The organism is Streptomyces sp. NPDC029122 (assembly GCF_055569445.1).
In genome coordinates this window covers 72,115-93,791 of the sequence record NZ_JBVHWK010000027.1, presented here as the reverse complement: position 1 = coordinate 93,791, position 21,677 = coordinate 72,115, and the positions used below count along the sequence as shown (strand labels likewise).

General features: G+C 74.1%; 19 protein-coding genes. 4 read left to right on the top strand and 15 right to left on the bottom strand.

Annotation, left to right across the window (positions count from 1 at the left end; all coding sequences use genetic code 11):
* Window positions 1-10 precede the first annotated feature (10 nt).
* The 9 genes from ACZ4WZ_RS26875 to ACZ4WZ_RS26835 form a co-directional block, all read right to left on the bottom strand.
* The gene (locus ACZ4WZ_RS26875; RefSeq protein WP_467894169.1) at window positions 11-1,306 is read right to left on the bottom strand and encodes an MFS transporter; all 1,296 of its coding nucleotides are present in this window, start codon (window positions 1,304-1,306) and stop codon (window positions 11-13) included.
* Window positions 1,299-2,483, bottom strand: coding sequence for an ATP-grasp domain-containing protein (locus ACZ4WZ_RS26870; protein WP_467894167.1), 1,185 nt, complete (start codon window positions 2,481-2,483; stop codon window positions 1,299-1,301). The genes ACZ4WZ_RS26875 and ACZ4WZ_RS26870 overlap by 8 nt, the downstream gene beginning before the upstream one ends.
* Complete coding sequence (locus ACZ4WZ_RS26865) at window positions 2,480-3,703, bottom strand: ATP-grasp domain-containing protein (RefSeq protein ID WP_467894166.1); 1,224 nt, start codon at window positions 3,701-3,703, stop codon at window positions 2,480-2,482. Before ACZ4WZ_RS26865 ends, ACZ4WZ_RS26870 begins: the two co-directional genes overlap by 4 nt.
* A 79-nt stretch (window positions 3,704-3,782) precedes the next feature.
* Window positions 3,783-5,009, bottom strand: a complete 1,227-nt coding sequence (locus ACZ4WZ_RS26860) for an ATP-grasp domain-containing protein (protein ID WP_467894164.1) — start codon at window positions 5,007-5,009, stop codon at window positions 3,783-3,785.
* Between the two features lie 50 nt (window positions 5,010-5,059).
* Window positions 5,060-5,851, bottom strand: a complete 792-nt coding sequence (locus tag ACZ4WZ_RS26855) for an SDR family NAD(P)-dependent oxidoreductase (protein WP_467894162.1) — start codon at window positions 5,849-5,851, stop codon at window positions 5,060-5,062.
* A 58-nt stretch (window positions 5,852-5,909) separates the two neighbouring features.
* Complete coding sequence (locus ACZ4WZ_RS26850; protein ID WP_467894160.1) at window positions 5,910-6,902, bottom strand: aldo/keto reductase; 993 nt, start codon at window positions 6,900-6,902, stop codon at window positions 5,910-5,912.
* A 34-nt stretch (window positions 6,903-6,936) separates the two neighbouring features.
* The gene (locus ACZ4WZ_RS26845; protein WP_467894158.1) at window positions 6,937-8,178 is read right to left on the bottom strand and encodes an FAD-binding protein; all 1,242 of its coding nucleotides are present in this window, start codon (window positions 8,176-8,178) and stop codon (window positions 6,937-6,939) included.
* Window positions 8,175-9,224 carry a polysaccharide deacetylase family protein gene (locus tag ACZ4WZ_RS26840; RefSeq protein ID WP_467894156.1) on the bottom strand — a complete coding sequence of 350 codons (1,050 nt, stop codon included), beginning with the start codon at window positions 9,222-9,224 and terminating at the stop codon, window positions 8,175-8,177. The genes ACZ4WZ_RS26845 and ACZ4WZ_RS26840 overlap by 4 nt, the downstream gene beginning before the upstream one ends.
* An 11-nt stretch (window positions 9,225-9,235) precedes the next feature.
* Window positions 9,236-10,045, bottom strand: coding sequence for a phytanoyl-CoA dioxygenase family protein (locus ACZ4WZ_RS26835; RefSeq protein WP_467894154.1), 810 nt, complete (start codon window positions 10,043-10,045; stop codon window positions 9,236-9,238).
* Window positions 10,046-10,251: 206 nt separating this feature from the next.
* Here ACZ4WZ_RS26835 and ACZ4WZ_RS26830 point away from each other — a divergent pair, with 206 nt between their 5' ends.
* Window positions 10,252-11,505 (top strand): ATP-binding protein, encoded by a 1,254-nt coding sequence (locus tag ACZ4WZ_RS26830; protein ID WP_467894152.1) that lies wholly within the window; start codon window positions 10,252-10,254, stop codon window positions 11,503-11,505.
* Between the two features lie 96 nt (window positions 11,506-11,601).
* Here the strand turns inward: ACZ4WZ_RS26830 and ACZ4WZ_RS26825 are convergent, their stop codons facing one another.
* The gene (locus ACZ4WZ_RS26825) at window positions 11,602-12,480 is read right to left on the bottom strand and encodes an aminoglycoside phosphotransferase family protein (RefSeq protein WP_467894150.1); all 879 of its coding nucleotides are present in this window, start codon (window positions 12,478-12,480) and stop codon (window positions 11,602-11,604) included.
* A gap of 15 nt (window positions 12,481-12,495) precedes the next feature.
* The gene (locus ACZ4WZ_RS26820; RefSeq protein WP_467894148.1) at window positions 12,496-12,711 is read right to left on the bottom strand and encodes a hypothetical protein; all 216 of its coding nucleotides are present in this window, start codon (window positions 12,709-12,711) and stop codon (window positions 12,496-12,498) included.
* 301 nt (window positions 12,712-13,012) lie between these two features.
* On the opposite strand from ACZ4WZ_RS26820, the gene ACZ4WZ_RS26815 reads away from it, so the two are divergent.
* The 3 genes from ACZ4WZ_RS26815 to ACZ4WZ_RS26805 all read left to right on the top strand — a co-directional run bounded on the left by ACZ4WZ_RS26815 (window position 13,013) and on the right by ACZ4WZ_RS26805 (window position 15,587).
* Window positions 13,013-14,266 carry a helix-turn-helix domain-containing protein gene (locus tag ACZ4WZ_RS26815; RefSeq protein WP_467894146.1) on the top strand — a complete coding sequence of 418 codons (1,254 nt, stop codon included), beginning with the start codon at window positions 13,013-13,015 and terminating at the stop codon, window positions 14,264-14,266.
* Between the two features lie 206 nt (window positions 14,267-14,472).
* On the top strand, window positions 14,473-15,054 hold the full coding sequence (locus ACZ4WZ_RS26810) for a TetR family transcriptional regulator (protein ID WP_467894144.1): 582 nt from the start codon (window positions 14,473-14,475) through the stop codon (window positions 15,052-15,054).
* The gene (locus tag ACZ4WZ_RS26805) at window positions 15,051-15,587 is read left to right on the top strand and encodes a dihydrofolate reductase family protein (RefSeq protein WP_467894143.1); all 537 of its coding nucleotides are present in this window, start codon (window positions 15,051-15,053) and stop codon (window positions 15,585-15,587) included. The genes ACZ4WZ_RS26810 and ACZ4WZ_RS26805 overlap by 4 nt, the downstream gene beginning before the upstream one ends.
* A 2-nt stretch (window positions 15,588-15,589) precedes the next feature.
* Here ACZ4WZ_RS26805 and ACZ4WZ_RS26800 read toward each other — a convergent pair whose 3' ends face one another.
* From ACZ4WZ_RS26800 to ACZ4WZ_RS26785, 4 genes are all read right to left on the bottom strand, one after another.
* Window positions 15,590-16,612 (bottom strand): alpha/beta hydrolase, encoded by a 1,023-nt coding sequence (locus tag ACZ4WZ_RS26800; RefSeq protein WP_467894142.1) that lies wholly within the window; start codon window positions 16,610-16,612, stop codon window positions 15,590-15,592.
* A gap of 15 nt (window positions 16,613-16,627) precedes the next feature.
* Window positions 16,628-17,047, bottom strand: a complete 420-nt coding sequence (locus ACZ4WZ_RS26795; protein WP_467894140.1) for a RidA family protein — start codon at window positions 17,045-17,047, stop codon at window positions 16,628-16,630.
* 81 nt (window positions 17,048-17,128) lie between these two features.
* Entirely contained in the window at window positions 17,129-18,301 is a 1,173-nt protein-coding gene (locus ACZ4WZ_RS26790) for a cytochrome P450 (RefSeq protein ID WP_467894139.1), read from the bottom strand.
* Entirely contained in the window at window positions 18,298-21,558 is a 3,261-nt protein-coding gene (locus ACZ4WZ_RS26785; protein WP_467894137.1) for an amino acid adenylation domain-containing protein, read from the bottom strand. Before ACZ4WZ_RS26785 ends, ACZ4WZ_RS26790 begins: the two co-directional genes overlap by 4 nt.
* Between the last annotated feature and the right edge of the window lie 119 nt (window positions 21,559-21,677).

Here is a 21,677-nt window from a genome sequence, read left to right as displayed (position 1 = left end):
TCGACTCCCCTCAGGCCGACGCCGGCTCCGGCGCCGTCTCCGGCATCCTCGTACAGGCCACGACGAACAGCACCCACCCGGCGAGCGAGGCGACCGCGAAGACCAGCAGCGAGTTCCACAGGCCCAGCCGCTCGCCCATCACGCCGCCGAGGAACGCGCCGAGGGGGAACGGCCCGTACGTGAGCATCCGGTACGCCGCGGTCGCGCGGCCCAGGACGTCCGAGGGGATCACCGTCTGGCGGAACGCCACGACGTGGACGTTGTAGATGGTCAGGCCGAACCCGTAGACGGCGAACGTCAGCGTCGCCAGCGCGAAGTTCCAGCCGGTGCCGGCCCCGGTCGGCAGCAGCAGCACCGGCGCGACGGACGAGGCGCTGCTGGCCAGGATCAGGATCCTGGGGAACCCGAACCGGTTGCCGGCCCGCTTGGCCACCGCCGCGCCGGCGAGGGAGGCGACGCTGCCGAAGGCGAGGACGAAGCCGACCCCGCCGGCGTCCATGTGGAGTTCCTTGACGGCGTAGACCAGGAAGAGGGTGAGGATCGCCTGCTCGCACATGTTGAACCAGCCGGCCCGCAGGCTCAGCATGCGCAGGATCCGGTTGCGCCACAGCAGCCCGAAGCTGGTGACGATGTCGGCCAGGCGCGGCCGGCCGGCCGCCTCCGGGTCGCGTGCCGGTTCCCGGTGCCGGATCAGGAGCATCGCCACGAACGCCGCCAGGTAGGCGACGACGTTGGCCAGGATCGCGAACCACGCGCCCAGCACCTTGATCAGCAGGCCGCCGAAGCCGGAACCGCCGATCTGGGCGACGGCGTACGAGCCCTGGAGCTTGCTGTTGGCGTCCACGAGGTGCTGCTGCGGCACGAGCGCCGGAAGGTACGCGAGGTAGCCGACGTCGAACACGGCGGTTCCCGAGCCCACCACGAACGCGACCGCGCACAGCGCCGGGACGCTCAGGCCGTCGGTGAGGTAGAGCACCGGCACCACGGCCAGGGCCACGGCCCGCACCGCGTTGGCCGCCAGGATGATCAGCCGCCGGTCGAACATGTCGATCACGAGGCCGGCGAACGGGGTCACGCACAGCGCGGGCAGGAACTGCATCGCCGTGACGAGGCCGACCTCCGCCGCGCTGCCACCCAGGGCGCCCAGCACCAGCAGCGGGAGCGCCAGCTGGGTCACCTGGGAGCCGAGCGCGGCGACGGTCTCCCCCGACCAGAGCTTGAGGAAGTCGTGGTTGTGCCACAGGCCCCGGCCGGGCCGGCCGGGGCCGGCCGGGGCGCTCGCCGTCCGGCCCCGGGGGCTAGTCACCGCGGTACTCCTCGGCTCCGTCGCCGAGGGCGGCCAGCGCCGCCGCGGTCTCCTCGCGGGTGCCGGCGAGGATCGCGTATCCGAGCCGGTCCTCGGGGCCGCGCGGTACCCGGGCCACCGTCCCCTCGCCCGCGAAGTAGCGCAGTTCCCGCAGGGTGTCCACGAGCGGCGGCAGGCCGGCGGTCTCCCAGGTCACGGGGTGGCGGAACGGCGTCCTGCCGTCGCCGACGAAGAACCGGATGGCGGAGCATTCGGCGGCCGGTGTCCCCTGGGCCGTCCGCCCGCCCACCACCGCCGCGAGTTCGGCGGTGTTCAGGTTCCAGCCGGTGGCCAGCTCGACGAGCCGCGGGATCTGGCCGCCCGCCGGGCGCCCCGCGATCTCCATCAGGACGGGGCCCTCGTCGGTCATTCGGAACTCCGCGTGGGAGACGCCCGCCTCCATGCCGAGCGCGTCGAGCGCGCGGACCGTCGCCTCCGACAGCAGCTCGCGCTCCGTGTCCGAGACCGCCGCCGGGGAGACGTGGCCGATCTCGATGCAGTACGGCGGCCGGGTCAGGTACTTGTCGGTGATCGCGAGGACCTGGGTGTCACCGGGTGCCCAGGTCACCGCCTCGACGCTGTACTCCTTGCCGGTGACGTAGCGGTCCACGGCGACGCGCCCGCTCGCGGCCAGTGCGGCGGCGGCGCGGAAGGCCTCGGCGAGTCCGTCCGGGCCGTCGACGACCCGGACCCCGCCGCTGCCGCCGTAGTCCGTCGGCTTGACCACGACCGGGAAGCGGCCGCCGGCGAGGGACACGCACTCCTCCACGGTGCGGGCCACGCCGAGTTGCGGCGAGGGGACGCCCTGCTCCCGCAGCCGTCCGTGCATGACTCCCTTGTCGCGGAAGTGGCCCGCGGGCATCCGCGGCGCCGGTACGCCGAGCTTGCGGGCGACCTCCCGGGCGATGTCGGTGGACAGCTCCTCCCAGCAGAGGATCGCGTCCCACGCGAACCCGGCCGAGCTCGCCGCTTCGAGCATGGAGTCGACGGAGAAGCGGTCGCCCGCGCGCCACCAGTCGCACTGGTTGACGGGGACGCGGTGCGGCAGGTCGATGATCCCGACGAAGTGCCCCGCGTCGCGCAGCGACTTGAGTCCGAACTCCTTGTTGTCGCCGAGTCCGGCGATCAGCACCTTCATCGTGCTTCCGCCTTCCCGCCGAACACGGCGAAGCCCTGCTCCAGCTGCCGGAAGGCGGACTCGACCGAGCAGCGCAGCAGGCCCGCGGCGTCGAGCTCCTTCACCCAGCGCTTGCCCGCCTCCACGTCGCCGACGGTGGTGACCAGCTGCATGCGGTCGGTGTTGATGAAGCAGCGGTTGGTGGGCTTGCGCGCGGTCACCCGCATGACGTCGGCGCCCTCGGGGTGCTCGGGCACCTCGACGCCGGGGATCTCGGCCGACGGCAGCTCGATCGCCACCGCGCGGGTACGCGCCCCGGGCAGCGGCTCGCCGAGCGCGGCCGCGGTGAACACCGCGTGCGGGTCGGTGCCGCTGCCGGTGGCGCCCAGGTCGGAGAGGCCGCCGAGGCGCGGGTTGATCTCGAGCACGACGATGTCGTCCTCGACGACCGCGAAGTCGATCTGCCACGGGCCGTACGGGGCGAAGTTGTCCTGGATGTCGGTGAGGAACGCCTCCAGACGCGCCGCGGCGCGCTCGGGGAGGGCGTACGGGGTGACCCGTGCCCGCTTCGAGGGGTCGAGCCCCGCGTCCAGCGGGCCCATGGAGACGACGGGCCAGCGCATCAGCTCACCGTCCGCGCTGATCAGCTCGATGCCGGTCTCCTCACCGACCTTGAACGCCTGCACGATCGCGGGGAACGCCAGGCCGCCTTCGAGTACCGCGTCGAGTTCCTCGGCGGAGGCCGCGAAGAAGCGGCCGTCGCCCGCCTGGGCCTGGGCTTCCTTGATCACCAGCGGGAAGCCCAGCTCCCGGGCGGCGCCGGCGACCTCGGAGACGTCCGCGCAGACCGCTCCCGCCGGGACCGGCCAGCCGCGCTCCACGCCGGTCTCGTGCAGCTTGACCTTGTCGCAGGCCACCTCCGCGAACTCGGCGGAGTGGGCGACGAACCGGCCGTCCCACCGCGCGGCGGCCCGGCCGTAGACGATGGGCAGCTGCTCCTGGCCGTGGGCGTACGGGTTGGCGATGGCCACGTCGGGCCGCTCGGCGTCCAGTACGCGGACCACGTCGTCCGCGTCCCAGTCCAGGCTCAGCGGCTTGACCTCGACGCCGGTGGCGTCGAACTCGAGGGCCGCGTCGAACTCGACGGCCGAGTACACGACGAAGTCCGTGTAGCCGCGGTCGCGCAGGACCGGCAGGAACCTGGCGATCTTGTACTCGCCGAAGATCAGGGCCTTCTTCATGGGTGTGTCTCCATCTGTGCGGAAAACGGGAAGGGGGAGCGGGAAAGCGGGGTCGGGAGGGGGGCGGGACGGGGGCGGCTCAGACGGGCAGGGGCTTGCCGAGCACGGCCGTGGCGTCGGCGAGCTTCAGCAGGCGCGCGTCGATCTCGTCGATGCCGGAGCCGGTGGCGATGACGTATCCGGCGCGGCCCAGGAACTGCCGCGGCGGCAGCCGCAGCTCGGTGCCCGGATCGCTGACCCGCCGCACCTCGCGCACCCAGGGCTCGCCGGCGAGCGCGGCCGGAACCTCGATGTCCTCGAACGTCAGGTCCTCGGCGGGGTACAGGAAGCGGATGCCGACCAGCTGCTCCGGGGCCGGGATAGGGTCGGGTTCGCGGCCGGTGGCGACCGCGCCGAGGAGCGCCCCGACGGACAGGCCCGGGATCGCGATCTCGGCCAGGCGCGGGATGAGTTCCCCGCCGAGGCGGCCGTTGACCTCGACCACCTTGGGTCCGTCGGCGGTGAGCATCAGCTCGGTGTGGGTGACCGTACGGTCGATGCCCAGCGCCCGGTTGGAGCGGATCACCACCTCGCGGACCGCGGCCTCGGTCCCGCTGTCGAGGACGGTGCCGACGACGTGCGCCACCTCCTCGAAGAACGGTGCGTAGCCGGTGCGCTTCAGCGCGATCGCGTACGGCTCGACCCTGCCGTCGAGCACCCAGCAGTCCACGCTGATCTCCGGGCCGACGAGGAACTCCTCGATGAGGACGAGCCCGTCCTCGATGGCCGCGTTCTCCGAGCTGCGGGCGAAGTCGAACGCCGCGCGCAGCTCGGCCTCGGAGCGGACGATCTGGACCGCGACGCTGGCGGCCCGGCCGCGGGGCTTGACCACCACGGGGTAGCCGATGGCGGCGGCCGCGTCGACCGCCTCGGCGACGGAGCCCGCGAGGTGGAACCGCGCCGACGGTACGCCCGCCTCCTGGAAGCGCTTGCGCTGCTCCGCCTTGTCGCGGCACGCCCGCGCCGCGTCGACCGGCATGGTGGGCACGCCCAGCCGGGCGCCGACCGCGGCGGCCCGCGCGATCAGCATCTCCTCCCAGGTGATGACACCGATGATGCGGTTGTCCGCGGCGAGTTCCTCGGCGGCCGCGAGGACCGCCGCCTCGTCCTGGAGGTCGGCCTCCCGGTGGTCGGCCGCGTACGGAAGCTGCCAGTCCAGCGGGCGCTGTCCGATGAGGACGACCCGGTAGTGCTCCGCCAGTCCGCGCAGCGCGTACTCCCGGAAGTGCAGGTAGCCCGAGCCGATGACGAGAACGCTGTCCAACATGTGCTCACTCCTCATGAGGTCGTGGGGGGCGCGTGCGTTCGCCCGGCGCGTCACCGGGAGGCCCGTTGCGCGTCGACGATGCGCCGGGCGCTGTCGTCCGGGGCGCCCCGCCCCTGGAGCCGGGCGGCGGCGGCCGGGAACTGCACCGACAGGGCGCAGCGCAGCCGCAGCCTGAGCGGCGCGATGTTGATCTCGCCGCGGTCGTGCGTGATGGCCCGGAGCACCGCCGACGCCACCTGGTCCGGTGTGACCGCCCGCGCGCCGCGGGGCAGTGGCGCCCCGGTGCGGGCGAACATGCCCGCCTCCGCGACGAAGCCGGGCTGGACGAGCGACACCCCGACGCCCGCGGGGCGCAGGTCGAGCCGCAGGGCGTGGGCGAAGCCGCGGAGCGCGAACTTCGACGCCGTGTACAGCGACGAGGCCGGGGTGGCGGCCTTTCCCGACATCGACCCCACGAACGCGAGGTGGCCGCGGCCGGCGCCGGTCATCGCCGGTGCGAGGAGCCGGGCCAGGACGACCGCCGAGCGCAGGTTCACGGCCAGGGCGCGGTCGATCTGCTCGGGCGTGTACTCGAGCAGGTCGCCGCTGGCCGGCAGGGCGGCGTTGGCCACGAGGATGCCGGTGCCCCCGCAGGACTTCGCGAGGTGTTCCACGTCGTAGGGGTCGGCGAGGTCGGCGGCCACCCACCGGGCGCCGAGCGGGTCGGCGAGGGCGCGCAGCGCGTCCGGGTCGCGGCCGGTCAGGATCAGGTCGGCGCCCGCCCCGGCGAGTCGGGCGGCGAGCGCCCGGCCTATGCCTCCGGTGGCACCGGTGAGGAGGACGGTCTCTCCGGCGATCTTCATCCTGTGGCTCCTGGGAAGGGGTGGGCGGGGGCGGGCGGGGCGGGCGGGCGGTCCGCGGTCACCAGAGGTGGTGCACCTGGGCGCGGATCCGGCGGTCGTACAGCTCGCGCAGCCGCTCGAGGGTCTCCCCGGGCAGCGGTTCCATGGAGCCGACCGCGGCGTTGGACCGCGCCTGGGCCACCGAGGTGGCGCCCGGGATGACGGTGGTGACGCCGTCCTGCTGGGTGACCCAGCGCAGGGCGAGCTGGGCGGGCGTGGCGCCCACGGGCACCATGCCGGTGAATTCGCCCGCGGCCGCGAGCCCGGTCTCGTAGTCGACGCCGGAGAAGGTCTCGCCGACGTCGAACTGCTCGCCGTGCCGGTTGTAGTTGCGGTGGTCGTCCTCGGCGAAGACCGTGTCGCGCCGGAACTTCCCGGAGAGCAGGCCGGAGGCCAGCGGCACGCGGGCGATGACGCCGACGCCCGCGGCCCGGGCGGCCGGCAGGACCTGTTCCAGCGGTTTGCGCCGGAACACGTTCAGGATGATCTGCACGGAGGCGACGTTCGGCCGGGCGAGGGCGGTCATGGCCTGGGCGCAGGTCTCCACGCTGACGCCGTACGCCTTGACCCGGCCCTCGTCGACCAGCGCGTCCAGGGCGTCGAAGACCGCGTCGGACTCGAACACGGCGTCCGGCGGGGTGTGCAGCTGTACGAGGTCGAGCGTGTCCACCCCGAGGTTCTGCCGGGAGCGGTCGGTCCAGGCGCGGAAGTTGTCGAGGGTGAACGCGCCGAGTTCCTGTGCGCCGCGGCGGCCCAGTTTGGTCGCCACGGTGGGCCGCTCGCCCCGCGAGGTGCGGAACTCCTGCAGGAACCGTCCGATCAGCCGCTCGCTGCGGCCGTCGCCGTAGACGTCGGCGGTGTCGATGAAGTCGACGCCGGCCTCGACGGCCGCGTCGAGGATGGCCCGGACGTCGTGCTCGCGCACATGGGCCCATCCGTCGCCGAACTGCCAGGTGCCGAGCCCGACGACGGAGACCTTCCGTCCGGTCTTGGTCAGTGGTCGCTTTTCCACGCGCGTGCCTTCCGCGATCGCTGGTACGAGGGGGTCACCGGGATTTGGGGGAGAACAGCCCGTCGACGAACTCGTTGGCGAACTTGCCGTCGGGGTCGGACTTCGCCAGCAGCTCCGCGAAATCGGAGGCGCGGCGGTAGCAGGAGCGGATGTCGGCCCCGGTCATGGCCGTGAGCTTCGCCCAGTGGGGCCGTGCTCCCAGCGGTGCCAGGAGTTCTTCCACGGCGTCGATCACCGGCCGTACGCGGGCGGCGTCCTTGATCCAGGTGAAGTGGAAGGCCACCGAGTCCCGTTCGTACGCCGGGCTCAGCCACAGGTCGTCGCCGCGCACGGTCCGGACCTCGGCCACGTGCAGGACGGGGCCGAGGAGCGCGCCGATCCCGCGCAGCGCGTCGAACGCGGCCGGGGCGGCGGCGCGCGGCAGGAAGTACTCCGACTGCAGTTCGTCGCCGGCGTCCGGGGTGGCGCCGGGGCGGAAGTGCGGCAGCCGCAGGTGCCAGGGGCCCGGAACGCCCAGCTGGGCCGTGCAGGGGGCCGGGTCGGCCCCGGGGACCGGGTGCAGCGGTCCCGGCGCGGGGGTCCCGAGGTCCAGTTCGGTGACGGCGCGGTCGGTGCGGCGCTTGAGCCACACGGACGCGTCGTCCCCCCACGTGGTGAACACGCTGACGCTGTACGCGGCGCCGGCGACTTCGTCGAAGCGGTCCCGGATCTCGTCGAGGGGCACCGCCGCCCGCACCGACTGGGCCACTTCGAACGCCGGCTCGATCTCCAGGGTGATCCGGGTGGCGACGCCCAGCGCCCCGAGGGAGACCACCGATCCGGCGAAGGTGTCCCGGTCCACGTCGCGGCGCAGCTCGACCAGGTCGCCCTCGGGGCCGACCAGTTCCAGCCCGGTGACGGCCGCCGACAGGCTGCGCCGGCCGTCACCGGAGCCGTGGGTGCCTGTGGCGGTCGCCCCCGCGACGGAGAGGTCCGGCAGGGAGGCGAGGTTCGCCAGGGCGTGGCCTGCCCGGTGCAGTGCGGCGGCCACGTCGGCGTACCGCATTCCGGCGGTCACCGTGGCGGTGCCGGCCGCGGTGTCGATGTCCACGGCCGGGGGCAGCCCGTCGAGCCGGACGAGGCCGCCCGCGGTCGCCAGGACCCCGCTGAAGGAGTGGCCGGCGCCGAGCGCGCGGACCCGTTCGCTGCCGGCGACGATACGGCGCAGTTCGTCGACGGAGCCGGGCCGCGCGATCGGGGCCGTACCGAAGTCGATGGTGCCCGCCCAGTTCCTCATGGGGCCGCCACCAGCCCGGGCCGGGTCCGCGCGATCATGTCGTCGGCCCGTACGAACGTGTAACCGCGCTCCAGGAGTCCTTCGATGATCGGCGGGAGCGAGGCCACGGTGGGCGAGCGGTCGCCGCCGCCGTCGTGGAGGAGGATCACGGAGCCCGGCCGGACCTCGGCCAGTACGTCGCGCGCGATGGCGTCGGCCTGCCGCAGGGCCCAGTCGTCGGGCGCGACGTCCCACAGAACGGTGGTGGCGTCGATGTCCGCGAGCCAGTCCAGCACCTGCGGTGTCCGCGATCCGTACGGGGGCCGGAACAGCCGGGGTGCCTCGCCGCCGCTCGCGCCGGCGATCGCCTCCGCCGTGCGGTTGATCTGTTCGGCCAGCTGGGGCCGGGTCAGCTCGGGCAGGAAGGGGTGCGACCAGGTGTGGTTGCCGATGGCGTGGCCCTGCTCGCGCATCCGGGCCAGGTCCTCGGAGAACCCGCCCGCGTTGATCCCGACGCAGAAGAAGGTCGCCGGGATGCCGTAGCGCTCCAGGACGTCGAGGATCTGCCCGGTCCAGGGCGGCAGCGGTCCGTCGTCGAAGGTGAGCGCGACCTCGCGGCGTTCGCGGCTGCCGTGGCTGAAGAGGCGGCCCGCCAGGTGCTGCTCGCGGTCCGCGCCGGCGGAGGAGGCGATCTGGGCGGCCAGTTCCTCCTCGCGGCCGGTCTGGGTGCCGCGGTGGGCCTCCAGCCGTACCAGGCCCCGTCCGCCGCGCAGGCTCGCGAGGGCCAGTTCCTCCGCCGGGACGGAGCCCAGCAGCGGCCGGTCCGGCAGCAGCCAGGGGTCGGCCCGGTGCACGCGCAGTCCGGCCGCCATCATGCGGCCGTCCAGGGTGCCGTTGGTGCTCTCCACGACGATCCCGAGCCGGTCGCCGAGCTCGCGCAGCCGCGCGATCAGCTCGTCCGCCCGGTGCGGGGGGTAGTCGCCGGGCACGGGGACGCGGCGGCCGTCGGGGCCGACCACGGCGAGGCGGTACCCGCCCGCGTGCCATGAGATTCCCGCGTGCAGCATCTCGTCCTCCCTCACTCGGGCCGGGTGTATTCGCCGAAGTGGTGCTCGGCGAAGAGGTCGGGCCAGTCCGCTCCGGCGAGCCCGAGCCGGCGAGCCCGCCGCAGCATCTCCCGCCAGTACGGCTTGACCGGCGGCCACAGCACGCCGGCCTCGCAGTAGGAGGCGTCGACGAAGTAGCGCGGGCGGCCCGGGAACTGCGGCTTCGCCCGGCGGGCGTGGAAGAGGGCGGAGTGCAGCAGCACGGTCGAGCCGGCCGGCAGCTCCTCGAGGTACACCTCGCCGGGCAGCACGTCGGTGCCCAGGTGGGCGCGCGCCGTCTTCGGCGCCGCCTCGAGGTGCGATCCGGGCAGGACGGCCAGTCCGGCCATGTCCGGGTCGATGCCGTCGAGGTAGTGCAGCGCGTGGACCATCGTGTGGGTCCGGCGCGAGGGGGAGCCCTGCTCGTAGTCGTGGTGCCACGCCTTGCCGGGGAGGTCGGGGGCGTGCCGGTCGCTGTGCATGTGGTGGAAGCCGAACCCCGGGCCGAGCAGCTGTCCGACCACGTCCAGCAGCGGTGCGTGGGCGAGGAGTTCGCCGTGCCCGGGGAGGTCGAGCTCCAGGACGTCCGGCACCCCGTGGGTGGCGTAGTCGAGTACGGCCGCGATGGACCGGGCCCGCAGCCCGGTGTCGACCCAGGTGTCGACCTCCTGTTTGACCCGGGTCACGAGATCGTCCGGGAGGAAGCCCGGCAGTACGAGGAAACCGGACCGTTCGAACTGGGCCCTCTGCGTGTCGTCGAGTTCGGGCAGCCGGGTGGGGGTGTGCAACGTCTGCACGGACATGGGTGAGAGCTCCGTTCTTCATTGATGAACTGGCCGGTCGCGCGCCCGGGGACACGACGAGGTGTCAGGCGATCTGGGGCGACCGGATGCTTCGGCTCAATCGAGCGGCTCTATCCCAAAAGAGTGACAGATGTTGCCTAGCTGGTCAATAATCTTGGCAACTGACATTGCCTTAACTGGCAACCAACTGCTCCGACGGAGGCAGCATGCGAGCTGATCACCCCTTGGTCGTCCTCGTCGACGCGTACGGCACGGGCAGGCACCTCCGGGCGGCCTTCGCCGGACTCGGCGCCGAGGTCGTGCACCTGTCCAGCACCCCCGAACCCCTGGAGTACCTGAAGGCGCCGGACCTGGGCGGCTACGCGGCGGCCCTGGTCGCCGCCGGCGGCCCGGCCGAGACCGCCCGGCAGCTCGCCGCACTGCGCCCGGCGGCCGTGGTGGCCGGGCAGGAGCCCGGCGTACCGCTCGCCGACCTGCTGTCGGAGATGCTCGGCCTGCCGACCAACGGATCCGCCCTGTCGGCGGCGCGCCGCGACAAGTACGAGATGATCGAAGCCGTCCGGAAGGCCGGCGTGCGCTGCGCCCGCCAGTTCCGGTCCGACGACGTCGACGCCCTCGCCGCCTGGGCGCGGGAGCAGGGCGGCCGTCCGGTCGTGGTCAAGCCGCTGGCCGCCTCCGGCTCCCAGGGCGTGTCCATCTGCGCCGACCCGTCCCAGGTGCGCGGCGCCGCCGAGGCGGTCCTCGGCACCGTCACCATGTACGGCGAGACCAACACCGAGGTCCTCGCGCAGTCCTACCTCGAGGGCACCGAGTACATCGTGGACACCGTCTCCTGCCGCCGGGCGCGCTACGACGCCGGTGTGTGGCGCTGCGACAAGCGGCGCCGCGGTGCCCGCAACATCCCCCACCGGGCCCTGCTCGTCGCGCCGGACGACCCGGTGGTCGCCGAGCTCACCGCCTACACCCACGACGTGCTGGACGCCCTCGGCATCGAGTTCGGCGCCGCGCACGCCGAAGTGATGATGACGGCCGACGGGCCCGCGCTCGTCGAGATCGGCGCCCGCATGAACGGGACGATGAACCCGGACTTCGACGCCGGGAGCTTCGGCGCGGACCAGGCCCGGGCGAGCGCGCTCGCGTGGCTGCGGCCGGACGCGTTCGCCGAGGAGTTCGCGGGCCGTACGTACCGCAAGCTCCGGGAGGGGTTCGTGTACCACGTGGCCACCGGCCTCGCCGGGGTCGTGGAGTCCGTGGACGCGTCGGTCCTGGCGGAGATCGACGCGGTGGAGTCCGTCCGGGCGGTCACGGTGAAGCCCGGCCCGGGCGACCGGCTGCGGCCCACCGTCGACCTGCCGTCCAGCCCGCTCACCGTGCACATGGCCCATGCCGACGCGGCCGCCCTGGCCCGCGACCAGGCCCGGGTCCTGGCGCTGTCCAAGGGGGTGTTCCGGCTCGCGTAGCCGCCGCGGGAACACAGGAGGAGGGGGGGGGGGGGGGGAGGGGGGGCCCCCCCCCCCCCCCCCCCCCCCCCCCCCCCCCCTCCTCGGGGAGCGGCCTCAGCCCGCGAGCACCTGCCGGATCACGTGGCGGGCGTTCGCGGAGATGACCGGGTTCGTCCCGCGGTAGTAGGGCAACTGGACGAGGGCCATGGACAGCGCCCAGCCCCGGCCGCGGGCCCACGAGGCGTCGTCGGTGTCCACGGCCTCGCGGAAGACCCGCCGCGCGGAGGACGGCAGCAGGTTCCACGCCGGGATCAGGTCCACGGCGGGGTCGCCGACGCCCGCGGTGCCGAAGTCGATCACCGCGGCCAGCCGTCCACCGGCGCCGAGCAGGTTGCTCGGCATGAGGTCGGAGTGGATCCACCGCGGCTCCCCGGACCATCCGGGGGCGGCGAGCGCCTCCTCCCACGCGGCGAGGGCCGCGCCGGCGTCGAACGGCTCGTCCGTGTGCCGCAGTTCCTCGATCGCGGCACGGGTCTCCGCGTCGGCGGCGGCCAGCGGCCGGCCCCGGTGGGCCCGGGGTCCCTCGCCGGGATCCACCCCGCGCAGCGCGGTGACGAACGCCGCGAGGTCCCGGGCGAGCCGCCCGGGGTCCTCCACCCGGCCCTCGGCCAGCACCTCGCCGTCGATCCACCGGTGGACGGCCCACCCCCACGGGTAGCCCTCGGCGGCCCGGCCCAGCCCGACGACCTCCGGGACGGGCACGGGCACCAGGGGCGCGAGCCGCGGCAGCCAGTGCGCCTCCCGCTCCAGCGTCCCGGCGCCGCCCTCGGTGAGCGGCAGCCGGACGGTCAGCCCGGCGCCGACCCGGTAGATCGCGTTGACGGTGCCACCGGACTCCAGGCGCCGCACCGGCAGGCCGGCCCACTGGGGGAACTGTCCGCGGAGCAGCCGCCGGACGAGGTCCTCGTCGGTCCGCGCTTCGTCTGCGTGCATCGTGGCCATGGGTCGTCAGGGCCAGTCGATGACGCCGGTGCCGCCGTCCCGGGTGCCGGCGGGGGCGGTGGGTCCCGCGGGCCAGTCGATGCCGTCGCCCTGCCCGGCGCCGACGATCCGGACGGAGGGCTCGGCGGGCCAGTCGATGCCGGGGTCGGTGGTGGTGGCGACGGTGGCCGCAGCGACGGAGAGCAGGGCTGCGGCGGAGGTGACGAGGATGCTTCTACGCATGAACGGCTCCGAACGAGGATCCCGTGATCGCGGGATCGGGGATGTGGGAGGTACTCGAGAGCCGCTGGAAGCGGCTCGGCCTCGATCAACCTAGAACTCCCGGCCCCCGATGGCAAGTCGATTTGCCAAAGGTTGCCAAGGGTTCTTGCGGGCTTCCTAGGGGTGCCCGGCGGTGCGCGGAGCCGCAAGGCACGCGTCCGGCAAATAATTTGCCTACGCGTGCGGGGAGCGCTACGATGCCCCCCAAAGCGTTGGCGGGCGCGATCAGGGTTGTATTCCGAGAATTGATTGCAGGACTCACATGACAGACGAGTCGTCTTTCGGCGCGCGCCTCAAGGCCTTGAGGCTCCAACGGGGTCTCTCCCAGGCCTCGCTGGCCGGCGAGGAGATCTCCACCGGCTATTTGTCCCGCCTGGAGTCGGGCGCGCGGCAACCCACCGAGCGAGTGATCACCTACCTTGCCAAACAGCTGGGGGTGGACCGTCTCGCCTTCGACGCCCTGCCCGGCGCCGCTGCCACCACTCCCGGCGGCAGCTCGCTGACGCAGGCGCTGAGCATCGCCGCCTCCTCCGACAGTGACGAGTCCGTCGAGCAGCTCATCGACGTGCTCGCGGCCTCCGGGGCGGAGGATCCGCTCCTGCGCTGGCAGGCCCTGTGGGTGATCGCGGGATACCGGTCCCGCCACGGCGAACGCGCCGAGGAACAGGCGTGCCTGGAGGAGCTGGCCGAAGTGGCCGAGGAGCTCGCGCTGCCGGCGCTGCAGTGCCGGTCCGGCACCCAGCTCGCCCGGTGTCTGCGCTCGGTCGGCCAGATCGCCCGGGCACTCGAACTCGCCGAGAACGCGTACCGCGTCGCCAAGGACGCCGGGCTCTCCGTCGCCGACACCGGGACCGCCCTGCTGGCGCTGGTGTCGGCCGAGGCGGAGTCCGGCCGTCTGGCCGAAGCCCGGGCGCACGCCCGGGAACTGGTCGAACTGGTGGCGGGCAGGTCGGACGCGCTGCGCGCCGAGGCCCTGTGGTCGGCTGCCACCGTCTGCTCCCGCCAGGGGGACGACGAGGCGGTCCACGCGTACCTGGAACAGGCCATGCAGGCGCTCGACAGCCGTGTCGACCCGATCCTGTGGGCGCGGCTGAGACTCGCCGCGGCCTCGCTGTACCTCCAGTCCAGACCCGCCCTCACCGAGCAGGCCCGCACCTGCCTGACGCAGGCCGAGGCGGCGCTCGCGCTCATCGGCACGCCCGTCCAGCAGCAGGAACTGCTGGTGCTCCAGGCGCACCTCGCGTTCGAGGAGGGCCGTTACGCGGACGCCCGCGCGGCCCATGGCCGGCTGGACTTCGACAACCTCCGCCTGACCTACCGCGACCGGATCCGGCTGCAGACGCTCGACAGCCTGCTGCTGATCGTCGAGGGCCACCAGCAGGAGGGCCGCGCCCGGCTGAAGCAGCTGGGCGAGGAGGCCCGCCGCGCCTCGAACATGGACCTCGCCGCCGAGATCTGGCGGGTCCTGGCCGAAACGCTGGAGAACGCCGAACGGGCGGGCGCCGCCCGCCGCTGACCGGCCGCACACGGGCCGCACACCGGCGGACGCACCGCCCGTCCGCCCCGTACGCGCGCATGCCCCGGGGGTCTGGCCCGAGCCAGGCCCCCGGGGCATGCGCGGGCGCCCTCCGCCCGGTTCTCCACCTCCCCTCCCCTGCCCCGATTAATAAATGAACCGCCATTTATTAATGTGTTACGGTCGGTCACGAGGAGGAGGAACCCATGCCACGACCACGCGCCACCAGCGACACCGAGATCCTCGCCGCCACCGCGCGCGCCATCGGCGCCCACGGCCCCGGCAGGCTGACCCTGGCGCACGTCGGCGCCGAGGCGGGCGTCTCCCCCGCGACGCTGTCGCAGCGCTTCGGGTCCAAGCGCGGCCTGTTGCTGGCCTTCGCCGCGGACGCCGCCGCGAACGCCGCCGCCCCCTACCGGAGGGCGCGGACAGCGAACGACTCGCCGCTGGCGGCCCTGCACGCGGCCGCCGACGAACGCGCCGGTCACATGTCCACCCCCGAGCAGATGGCCAACCACCTCGCCATGCTCCAGCTCGACCTCTCGGACCCGGAGTTCCGCGTCCACGCCGCCGAGCACGCCCGTGCGGTCGACGCGGCCCTGCGAGAACTGCTCGCCGACGCCGTCACGAGCGGCGAGCTCCCGTCCGGCACGGACGTGCCGCGCCTGGCGCGCGCCGTCCGGATCACCACCGACGGCTCCCTCCTGCAGTGGGCGCTCACCGGCGACGGCGACCCCGCCGCCCTTCTCCACGACGACCTCGACCACGTGCTGAGGAGCACCCCGTGACCTTCACCGCCACCGTCTTCATCGGCACCAGCCTCGACGGCTACATCGCCCGCCCCGACGACGACATCGCATGGCTGACCTCGCGCGGGGAGCGGGCCGGCGACATGGGCTACTTCGAGTTCCTCGGCTCGGTCGACGCCGTGGTCATGGGCCGCAACACCTACGAGAAGGTCGTCGGGTTCGGCGAGGAGAACTGGCCCTACGGCGACCGCCACGTCGGCGTCCTGAGCACCACCCTTCCCGAGGACGCCGACCCGCGCGTCACCGTCTACCGCGACATGGACGCCCTTGTAGCCGACCTCGAGGCGCACGGGACCCGGCACGTCTACCCCGACGGTGGACGCCTCGTCCAGAGCTTCGTCCGCGCCGGACGCGTCGACGCGTTCATCATCAGTGTCGCGCCGGTCCTGATCGGTGCCGGTCACCGTCTGTTCGGCGAGCTGACCGAGGACGTCCCGCTGCGCCTGGACTCGGCCGCGGACGTCGGCGGCTTCGCGCAGCTGCGCTACACCGTGGAGAAGCGGCGGCGCTGACCTCAGCCCGCCAGTACGCGGCGCATCCATGCCACCCGCGCCCGGTGCGCGGCCTTCGAGACGGCCGCGTCCGGGACCCACTCGTCGAAGCTGTGGAACGCCCCCGACCAGACGTGGAGTTCGGCCGAGCCGCCGGTCTGCCAGATGCGGGACGCGTAGGTGATGCCCTCGTCGCGCAGTGCCTCCACGGAACCGACCTCGATGAAGGCGGGCGGGAGTCCGGACAGGTCCTCGGCCCGGCCCGGAGCCGCGTAGCAGGAGACGTCCGGCGTGCCGCGCCGCTCGCCCAGCAGGGCCGTCCACCCCGCCCGGTTGGACTCGCCGTCCCACAGCCCGACGCGCGCCATCTGCCCGGCGGAGAACGTGCCGCACCGGTCGTCGAGCATCGGGAACTGCAGCACCTGGCCGATCGGGCGCGGGCCGGAGCGGTCCCGCGCCAGCAGCGCGAGGCCGGCGGCGAGGGCCCCGCCGGCGCTGTTGCCGCTGAGGAAGACGCGGTCCGCATCGAGGCCGAGGCCTTCGGCGTGCTCGGCCAGCCAGCACAGTCCGGCGTAGCAGTCCTCCACCGGCGCCGGGTCGGGGTGCTCCGGGGCCAGCCGGTACTCGACGGAGACCACCGCCGCCCCCAGGTCCTGGGCGCGGTCCAGCTCGCCGATCAGTTCGGTGCTGCGGTGGCTGCCGGCCACCATGCCGCCGCCGTGGGTGTGGTAGATGACCGGTACGGGCCCCGGGGCCGACGCCGGGCGGCAGATCAGCAGGGTGATCGCGGGGGCGCCGGCCGGGCCGGGCACCGTACGCTCCTCGATCTCGAACGCCCCGCCGCGGCGTATCCGTTCGTCGCTCAGCCGCCCTTCGGCGGAACGGCGGCGGCGGTCCGGGATCAGCTCGGGGGTCAGGGGCATGGGGAGCTCGCCGAGGATCCAGCCGATCGGCCCGGCCAGCTCGGCGTCGAAGGGCGGCGGCGGGGCCTGCAGTCCGGCGTCCCGGAGGGAGGCGGAGGCGGAGGGGGAGGTGGTGGGAGTCATGGTGTGTGTTCCGGTCTACTCGACGGGCAGCAGGGCGAGGGCGTCCACCTCGAGCAGCAGATCGGGGCGGTAGAGCGCCACGATCTGGACCACCGTGCTCGCCGGCGGGCGCTCGGTGTCGATGAACTCGTCGCGCGCGGCCAGGATCTGGGGGACGGAGGCGATGTCGGTGACGAAGTAGGTCAGCTTGATGACGTCGTCGAACGTGGCTCCGGCGGCGGCGAGGCAGCGCTGCATGTTGGTGAAGACCTGCCGGGCCTGCGCCGCGGGGTCCCCGGGGCCGACCAGTTCGCCGTCGGCGTCGAACGGCATCTGGCCGGCGATCGCGGCGACCCGCCCGGGCCCGGTGACCACATGGGTGTACCCGGAGCTGGGGTAGACCCCGGCGGGGTGCGACAGGTGTACGAGGCCGGGCCGTTCCTTCTTGTCCGTCATGTGTTCACTCCTGGACGGTTCGTGGGGTGCGTGATCGGTCGGGGGGAGGCGAGGGAGGGGGCGTCGCGGCCGCGGTGGCCGTCACTTCGCGGTGAGGCGCACCGGCAGCGTCTCGGGGCCGCCCACCTCGATGGACCGCAGCCGCCGTACGGGGCCGTTCTGCTCGATCCGGCCCACGGTGTCGAGCAGCTCGGTGAACAGGACGCGCATCTCGGCCCTGGCCAGCGTGCTGCCGATGCAGAAGTGCTCTCCGGCGGCCAGGGCGATGTGCCGGTTGGGGCTGCGGGTGATGTCGAAGAGGTACGGATCGGTGAACACGTCCTCGTCGCGGTTGGCCGAGGGCAGCCACAGGGCGACGCGGTCGCCGGCCTCGATGCGCGTGCCCCGGACCTCCACGGTGCGGGTGGCGACCCGCATGCTGTGCGTCGCGCTGGAGGTCCAGCGCAGGACCTCCTCGATGGCGCCGGGCATCAGGGAGCGGTCGGCGGCCAGCCGCTGCCACTGGTCCGGGTGCTCCAGGAAGGCCTGCATGCCCCCGATCAGGGCCAGCCGGCCGTTCTCGGTGGCCCCGATGAGGTTCTCGCAGTTGAAGACCGCTTCCTCCTCGGTCAGCAGCTCCCCGTCCACCGTGCCGTTGACGAGGGCGCTCACCAGGTCGTCGGCGGGCTCCTCCATCCGCTGGTAGAGCAGCTCCATGAAGTACTCGACGAGCTGGGGGTGCGAGACCAGGGAGGCGTGGGCCTCGAACGCCTCGTTCGTCCACCGGTACAGGTCCTCGTGGTCCCGCTCGGGGATGCCCAGGATGTGGCAGATCACCGACAGGGACAGCCGCCCCGCCACGTCGTCCGCGAAATCGCAGCCGCCCAGTTCCAGGGCCCGCCCGAGGACGCTGCGCGTCGCCGCCCGGATGTAGCCCTCCAGGCCCCGTACGGCACGGGTGTTGAACCAGTCCGCCATCAGCCCGCGCAGCTGCTTGTGCCGCGGGGCGTCGGTCAGGGCGAGCGTCATGCCGCCGCCCGGGTCGTCGCCGGAGCGCAGCAGTACGCCGCGGGCCGAGCTGAAGGCCGCGGCGTCCCGGTACACCGACCGGATGTCCTCGTGACGGGTCAGCGACCAGAACGCGGGGAGTTCCGCCGCCTCGTGGCGGTACACCGGGGCGTGCGCGCGCATCCACCGCCACACGGCGTGCGGATCACCGCTCGCGTGGAGTCCGGGATCGGTCAGCAGGGCGGGCGATACGGCGGTGGTCGTCATGGCGTGACTCCTGGGACGAGGGCTCCGGGGACGGCTCCGGGGACGAGGGCTCCTGCGCCGCGGGCTCCCGGGGCGAGGGTGCGCACCCGCTCCGCGAAGCGCTTGGAGACCTCCCGCGCGGTGCTCTCCGCGACGGCGTCGGGCCTGAAGGCGGTGTGGACGAGCAGCCCGCCGTCGTCCGCGGGCCACAGCTCCGTGTGCAGTTCGAGGGGCAGGTCCAGATAGGGCTGCCGCAGCAAGGTGGTCCTCGTGCCGACGAGTTCCAGCCTCGGCGGGACGTTGTCCTGGCAGGCGAAGAGGGTCTGGTACAGCGGGGGCCGACCGTCGCGCGGCGGATCCACCAGCGCCAGGACGTCCGGGAACGGCACGTCCTGCGCGGCGAAGGCGCGGGCGGTGGTCCCGGCGACGCGCGCGACCGCGGGGCCGTCGCCGTCCAGGGCCGCCCCGCGCAGCCGCAGGGCCAGCATGTTGATGTGGCAGCCGACGGCGCGTTCGAGCTCCGCGCCGTCGCGCTGGGCCACGGGGACGCCGACCGCGAAGTCCCGCTGCCCGGTCGCCTCGGACAGGCCGGCCGCCCACAGGGAGAGCAGGACCACGAAACGGGTGACCCCCGCCGCGGCGGCCGCGGCGTCGGCCCCGGCCACTGCCTCCGCGTCCAGTACGGTCTCGACGAGCCCCGGTGCCCCCGCCTCCCGCGGCTCGGGGCCGGCCGGCCACCTCATCGCCGGTACGTCCGCCAGCTCGGCCCGCAGCCGGGCGTGGTGGGTCTCCAGCGCGGCCTCCCGCAGGTGTGCCCGGCGCTGCCGGTGCACCGCGGCCAGCGTCGGGCGGTGGCTCAGTACGGGGGTGCCGGTGGCCACCGCGGTGCGGTAGGCGGCGCTCAGGTCCTCGGCGAGGACGCCCTCGGACCAGCCGTCGAAGGCGACGTGGTGCACCACGCAGCCGAAGACGGCGGTGCCGGCGTCCGGCTCCGGGCCGGTGACGGGGACCAGGACGGTGCGCCACACCTCGCCGGCGTCGGGGGCCAGCTCCCCGGCGAGCTCGGCGCGGGCGGCGCGGGCCGCCGCGGCGACGGACTCGCGGGCGGGCAGGACCTCCAGGGGCGGCGGGGGGACGTCCACGAGTTCCGCGGCGGGCCGCGGGTCGAGGACGTACGCGGCGCGAAGGGACTCGTGGATCCGGTGCACCTCGGCGACGGCCGCCTCCAGGGCGGCGCGGTCCAGGCGGCCCTCGACCGCCCAGGTCATCAGGCAGTGCCCGGTACGGTCCGCCGGGTCCAGCAACCCGGGGGTGAGGTGCACCAGCTGCATGGCGGACAGCGGCGTGCCGGCGGAGCCCCCGCGCTCGCCGGGGCCGGCGGCAGCCGCGTCCGGTTCCGGCTCCCGCTCCGGCGCGGCGGCCAGCCGGCGGGCGAGTCCCGAGGCCGTCGGGTCCTGGTACAGCCAGGAGACCGGGACCGGCCGGGACAGGGCGGCGCCGAGCCGTGCGCAGAGCCGGCCCGCGCCGAGGGAGGTCCCGCCGAGGTGGACGAAGGGCACGTCGAGGGGGACCGCGTCGAGTTCCAGGACGGAGGCGAAGCATTCCGCGACGGCCCGCAGCACGGGATCGCGCAGCTCGGCGGGGCGGATACCGGCCCGGACGCCGGGCCGCGCCGGGTGCGCCGCCTCCGGCGACGGGCCGCCGGGGGCGGCCGGTCCGGCCGCACCGGCCAGCGCCAGCAGGGCCCGTTCGTCCAGCTTGCCCCGCGCGGTGACGGGGAAGGCGTCGACACTGACCAGCGCGGCGGGCCGCTGGTAGGGGACCAGGGCCCCGGCCAGCACGTCGGGGGCGCCGTCCAGCGGGTCCCCCGGCCGCACCGGCACGCAGAACGCGACCAGTTCGAGCTCGCCGCGGGCGGCGTCGCCGCGGGCCAGTACCCGGCAGTGCCGCACCGCGGGCAGGAGCCGCTCCACCTGTCGCTCGACCTCGGCCGGCTCGACGCGGTGGCCCCGGATCTTCAGCTGCCGGTCGGCCCGGCCCTGGTAGTGCAGGAGGCCGTCCCGGTCCCAGCGGCCGAGGTCGCCGGTGCGGTAGACGCGCACCTCCTGCCCGTCGATCCGTACGTCGGTGAACTTCCGTGCGGTCAGGGCCTCGTCGCCCAGGTAGCCGAGTGCCAGTCCGTCGCCCGCGAGGCAGATCTCGCCGGTCTCGCCGACCGCGCACGGCCGGCTCCCGTCCAGGACGTGGACCCGCGTGCCGGGCACCGGGCGGCCGAGGGGGATGCCGCCGGGGAGGTCGCAGTCGGCTTCCGTGACGCGGTGCGTGGTGGCGAAGACCGTGGATTCGACCGGCCCGTAGCCGTTGAGGAGCGCGATGCCGGGGTGCCGGCGCAGGAACCGGCGGACGTGGCCGGCCGAGAGCCGTTCCCCGCCGATCGCGACCTGGCGGAGCCCGTGGAAGGCGTCCGGGGCCTCGTCCACGATCATGTTGAACAGGCTGCTGGTCAGCCAGACGGTGTCCGCGCCGTGCCGGGACACGGCCTCGGCCAGGGCCACGGGCGACAGGTAGGGGTCGGTCACGATCACCGAGGTGCCGCCGTTCAGCAGCACCGCCCACAGTTCGAGCGAGAAGGCGTCCCAGGGGGTGGCGGCGGCCAGCGGCATCACCGTGGCGGCGGTGAACTCGGCGAAGGTGCCCGGCTGGAAGAGGCGCGCGGTCGCCCGGTGCGGGCTGAGCACGCCCTTGGGCCGGCCGGTGGTCCCGGAGGTGAAGAAGACGCACGCCGGATCGCCGGCGTCGACGGCCACGGGCGTGAAGCCGGCCGGTTCCGCCGCCCGACCGGCCCCGGCCGTCCGCCGGGCCGGCGGCGACCAGACGGGCGGCGTGGCGCCGTGCGGCACGCCCAGGCCGTCGCGGGCGATGAGGAGGGGCGGCCGCAGGTCGCGCAGCACGTCCCGCAGCCGGTCCGCGGGCCAGTCGGGGGGCAGCAGGGCGTAGGCCGCCCCGGTCTTCAGGACCGCGAGCAGCGCGGTGACCAGATCCGTGCTCCTGGGCAGCAGTACGGGCACCAGCGCGCCGGGGGTGACACCCGCGGCGACGAGCCCCGCGGCCCAGGCGTCGGCCGCCGCGTCGAGTTCGGCGTACGTGGTGGTGCGGTCCCCCTCGACGAGGGCGACGGCCCCCGGGCACTGTGCCGCCCTGCGGGCGAACGCCTCGTGCAGTCCCCCGCCGGGCGCCGTGTTGCGCGGGCCGGCGGTCCACTTCGGGTCTGGTCGCACGCCGTCCTCTCCCCTCTGTTCCGGTTAACCGCCTGTCAGACAAGTCGATGACAAGGACATTGCCATCAACTTGCCTAATCTGGCAACCTTGCTGATCCGTACTGGCGCGACACGAAGGT

Excerpts from the sequence above, each read along its gene's own strand:
- ACZ4WZ_RS26840 (WP_467894156.1), bottom strand. The coding sequence starts at position 9,224 with ATGCTGCACGCGGGAATCTCATGGCACGCGGGCGGGTACCGCCTCGCC.
- ACZ4WZ_RS26860 (WP_467894164.1), bottom strand. The coding sequence starts at position 5,009 with ATGTTGGACAGCGTTCTCGTCATCGGCTCGGGCTACCTGCACTTCCGG.
- ACZ4WZ_RS26865 (WP_467894166.1), bottom strand. The coding sequence starts at position 3,703 with ATGAAGAAGGCCCTGATCTTCGGCGAGTACAAGATCGCCAGGTTCCTG.
- ACZ4WZ_RS26810 (WP_467894144.1), top strand. The coding sequence starts at position 14,473 with ATGCCACGACCACGCGCCACCAGCGACACCGAGATCCTCGCCGCCACC.
- ACZ4WZ_RS26825 (WP_467894150.1), bottom strand. The coding sequence starts at position 12,480 with ATGCACGCAGACGAAGCGCGGACCGACGAGGACCTCGTCCGGCGGCTG.
- ACZ4WZ_RS26835 (WP_467894154.1), bottom strand. The coding sequence starts at position 10,045 with ATGTCCGTGCAGACGTTGCACACCCCCACCCGGCTGCCCGAACTCGAC.
- ACZ4WZ_RS26795 (WP_467894140.1), bottom strand. The coding sequence starts at position 17,047 with ATGACGGACAAGAAGGAACGGCCCGGCCTCGTACACCTGTCGCACCCC.
- ACZ4WZ_RS26855 (WP_467894162.1), bottom strand. The coding sequence starts at position 5,851 with ATGAAGATCGCCGGAGAGACCGTCCTCCTCACCGGTGCCACCGGAGGC.
- ACZ4WZ_RS26790 (WP_467894139.1), bottom strand. The coding sequence starts at position 18,301 with ATGACGACCACCGCCGTATCGCCCGCCCTGCTGACCGATCCCGGACTC.
- ACZ4WZ_RS26845 (WP_467894158.1), bottom strand. The coding sequence starts at position 8,178 with ATGAGGAACTGGGCGGGCACCATCGACTTCGGTACGGCCCCGATCGCG.
- ACZ4WZ_RS26870 (WP_467894167.1), bottom strand. The coding sequence starts at position 2,483 with ATGAAGGTGCTGATCGCCGGACTCGGCGACAACAAGGAGTTCGGACTC.
- ACZ4WZ_RS26830 (WP_467894152.1), top strand. The coding sequence starts at position 10,252 with ATGCGAGCTGATCACCCCTTGGTCGTCCTCGTCGACGCGTACGGCACG.
- ACZ4WZ_RS26820 (WP_467894148.1), bottom strand. The coding sequence starts at position 12,711 with ATGCGTAGAAGCATCCTCGTCACCTCCGCCGCAGCCCTGCTCTCCGTC.
- ACZ4WZ_RS26800 (WP_467894142.1), bottom strand. The coding sequence starts at position 16,612 with ATGACTCCCACCACCTCCCCCTCCGCCTCCGCCTCCCTCCGGGACGCC.
- ACZ4WZ_RS26815 (WP_467894146.1), top strand. The coding sequence starts at position 13,013 with ATGACAGACGAGTCGTCTTTCGGCGCGCGCCTCAAGGCCTTGAGGCTC.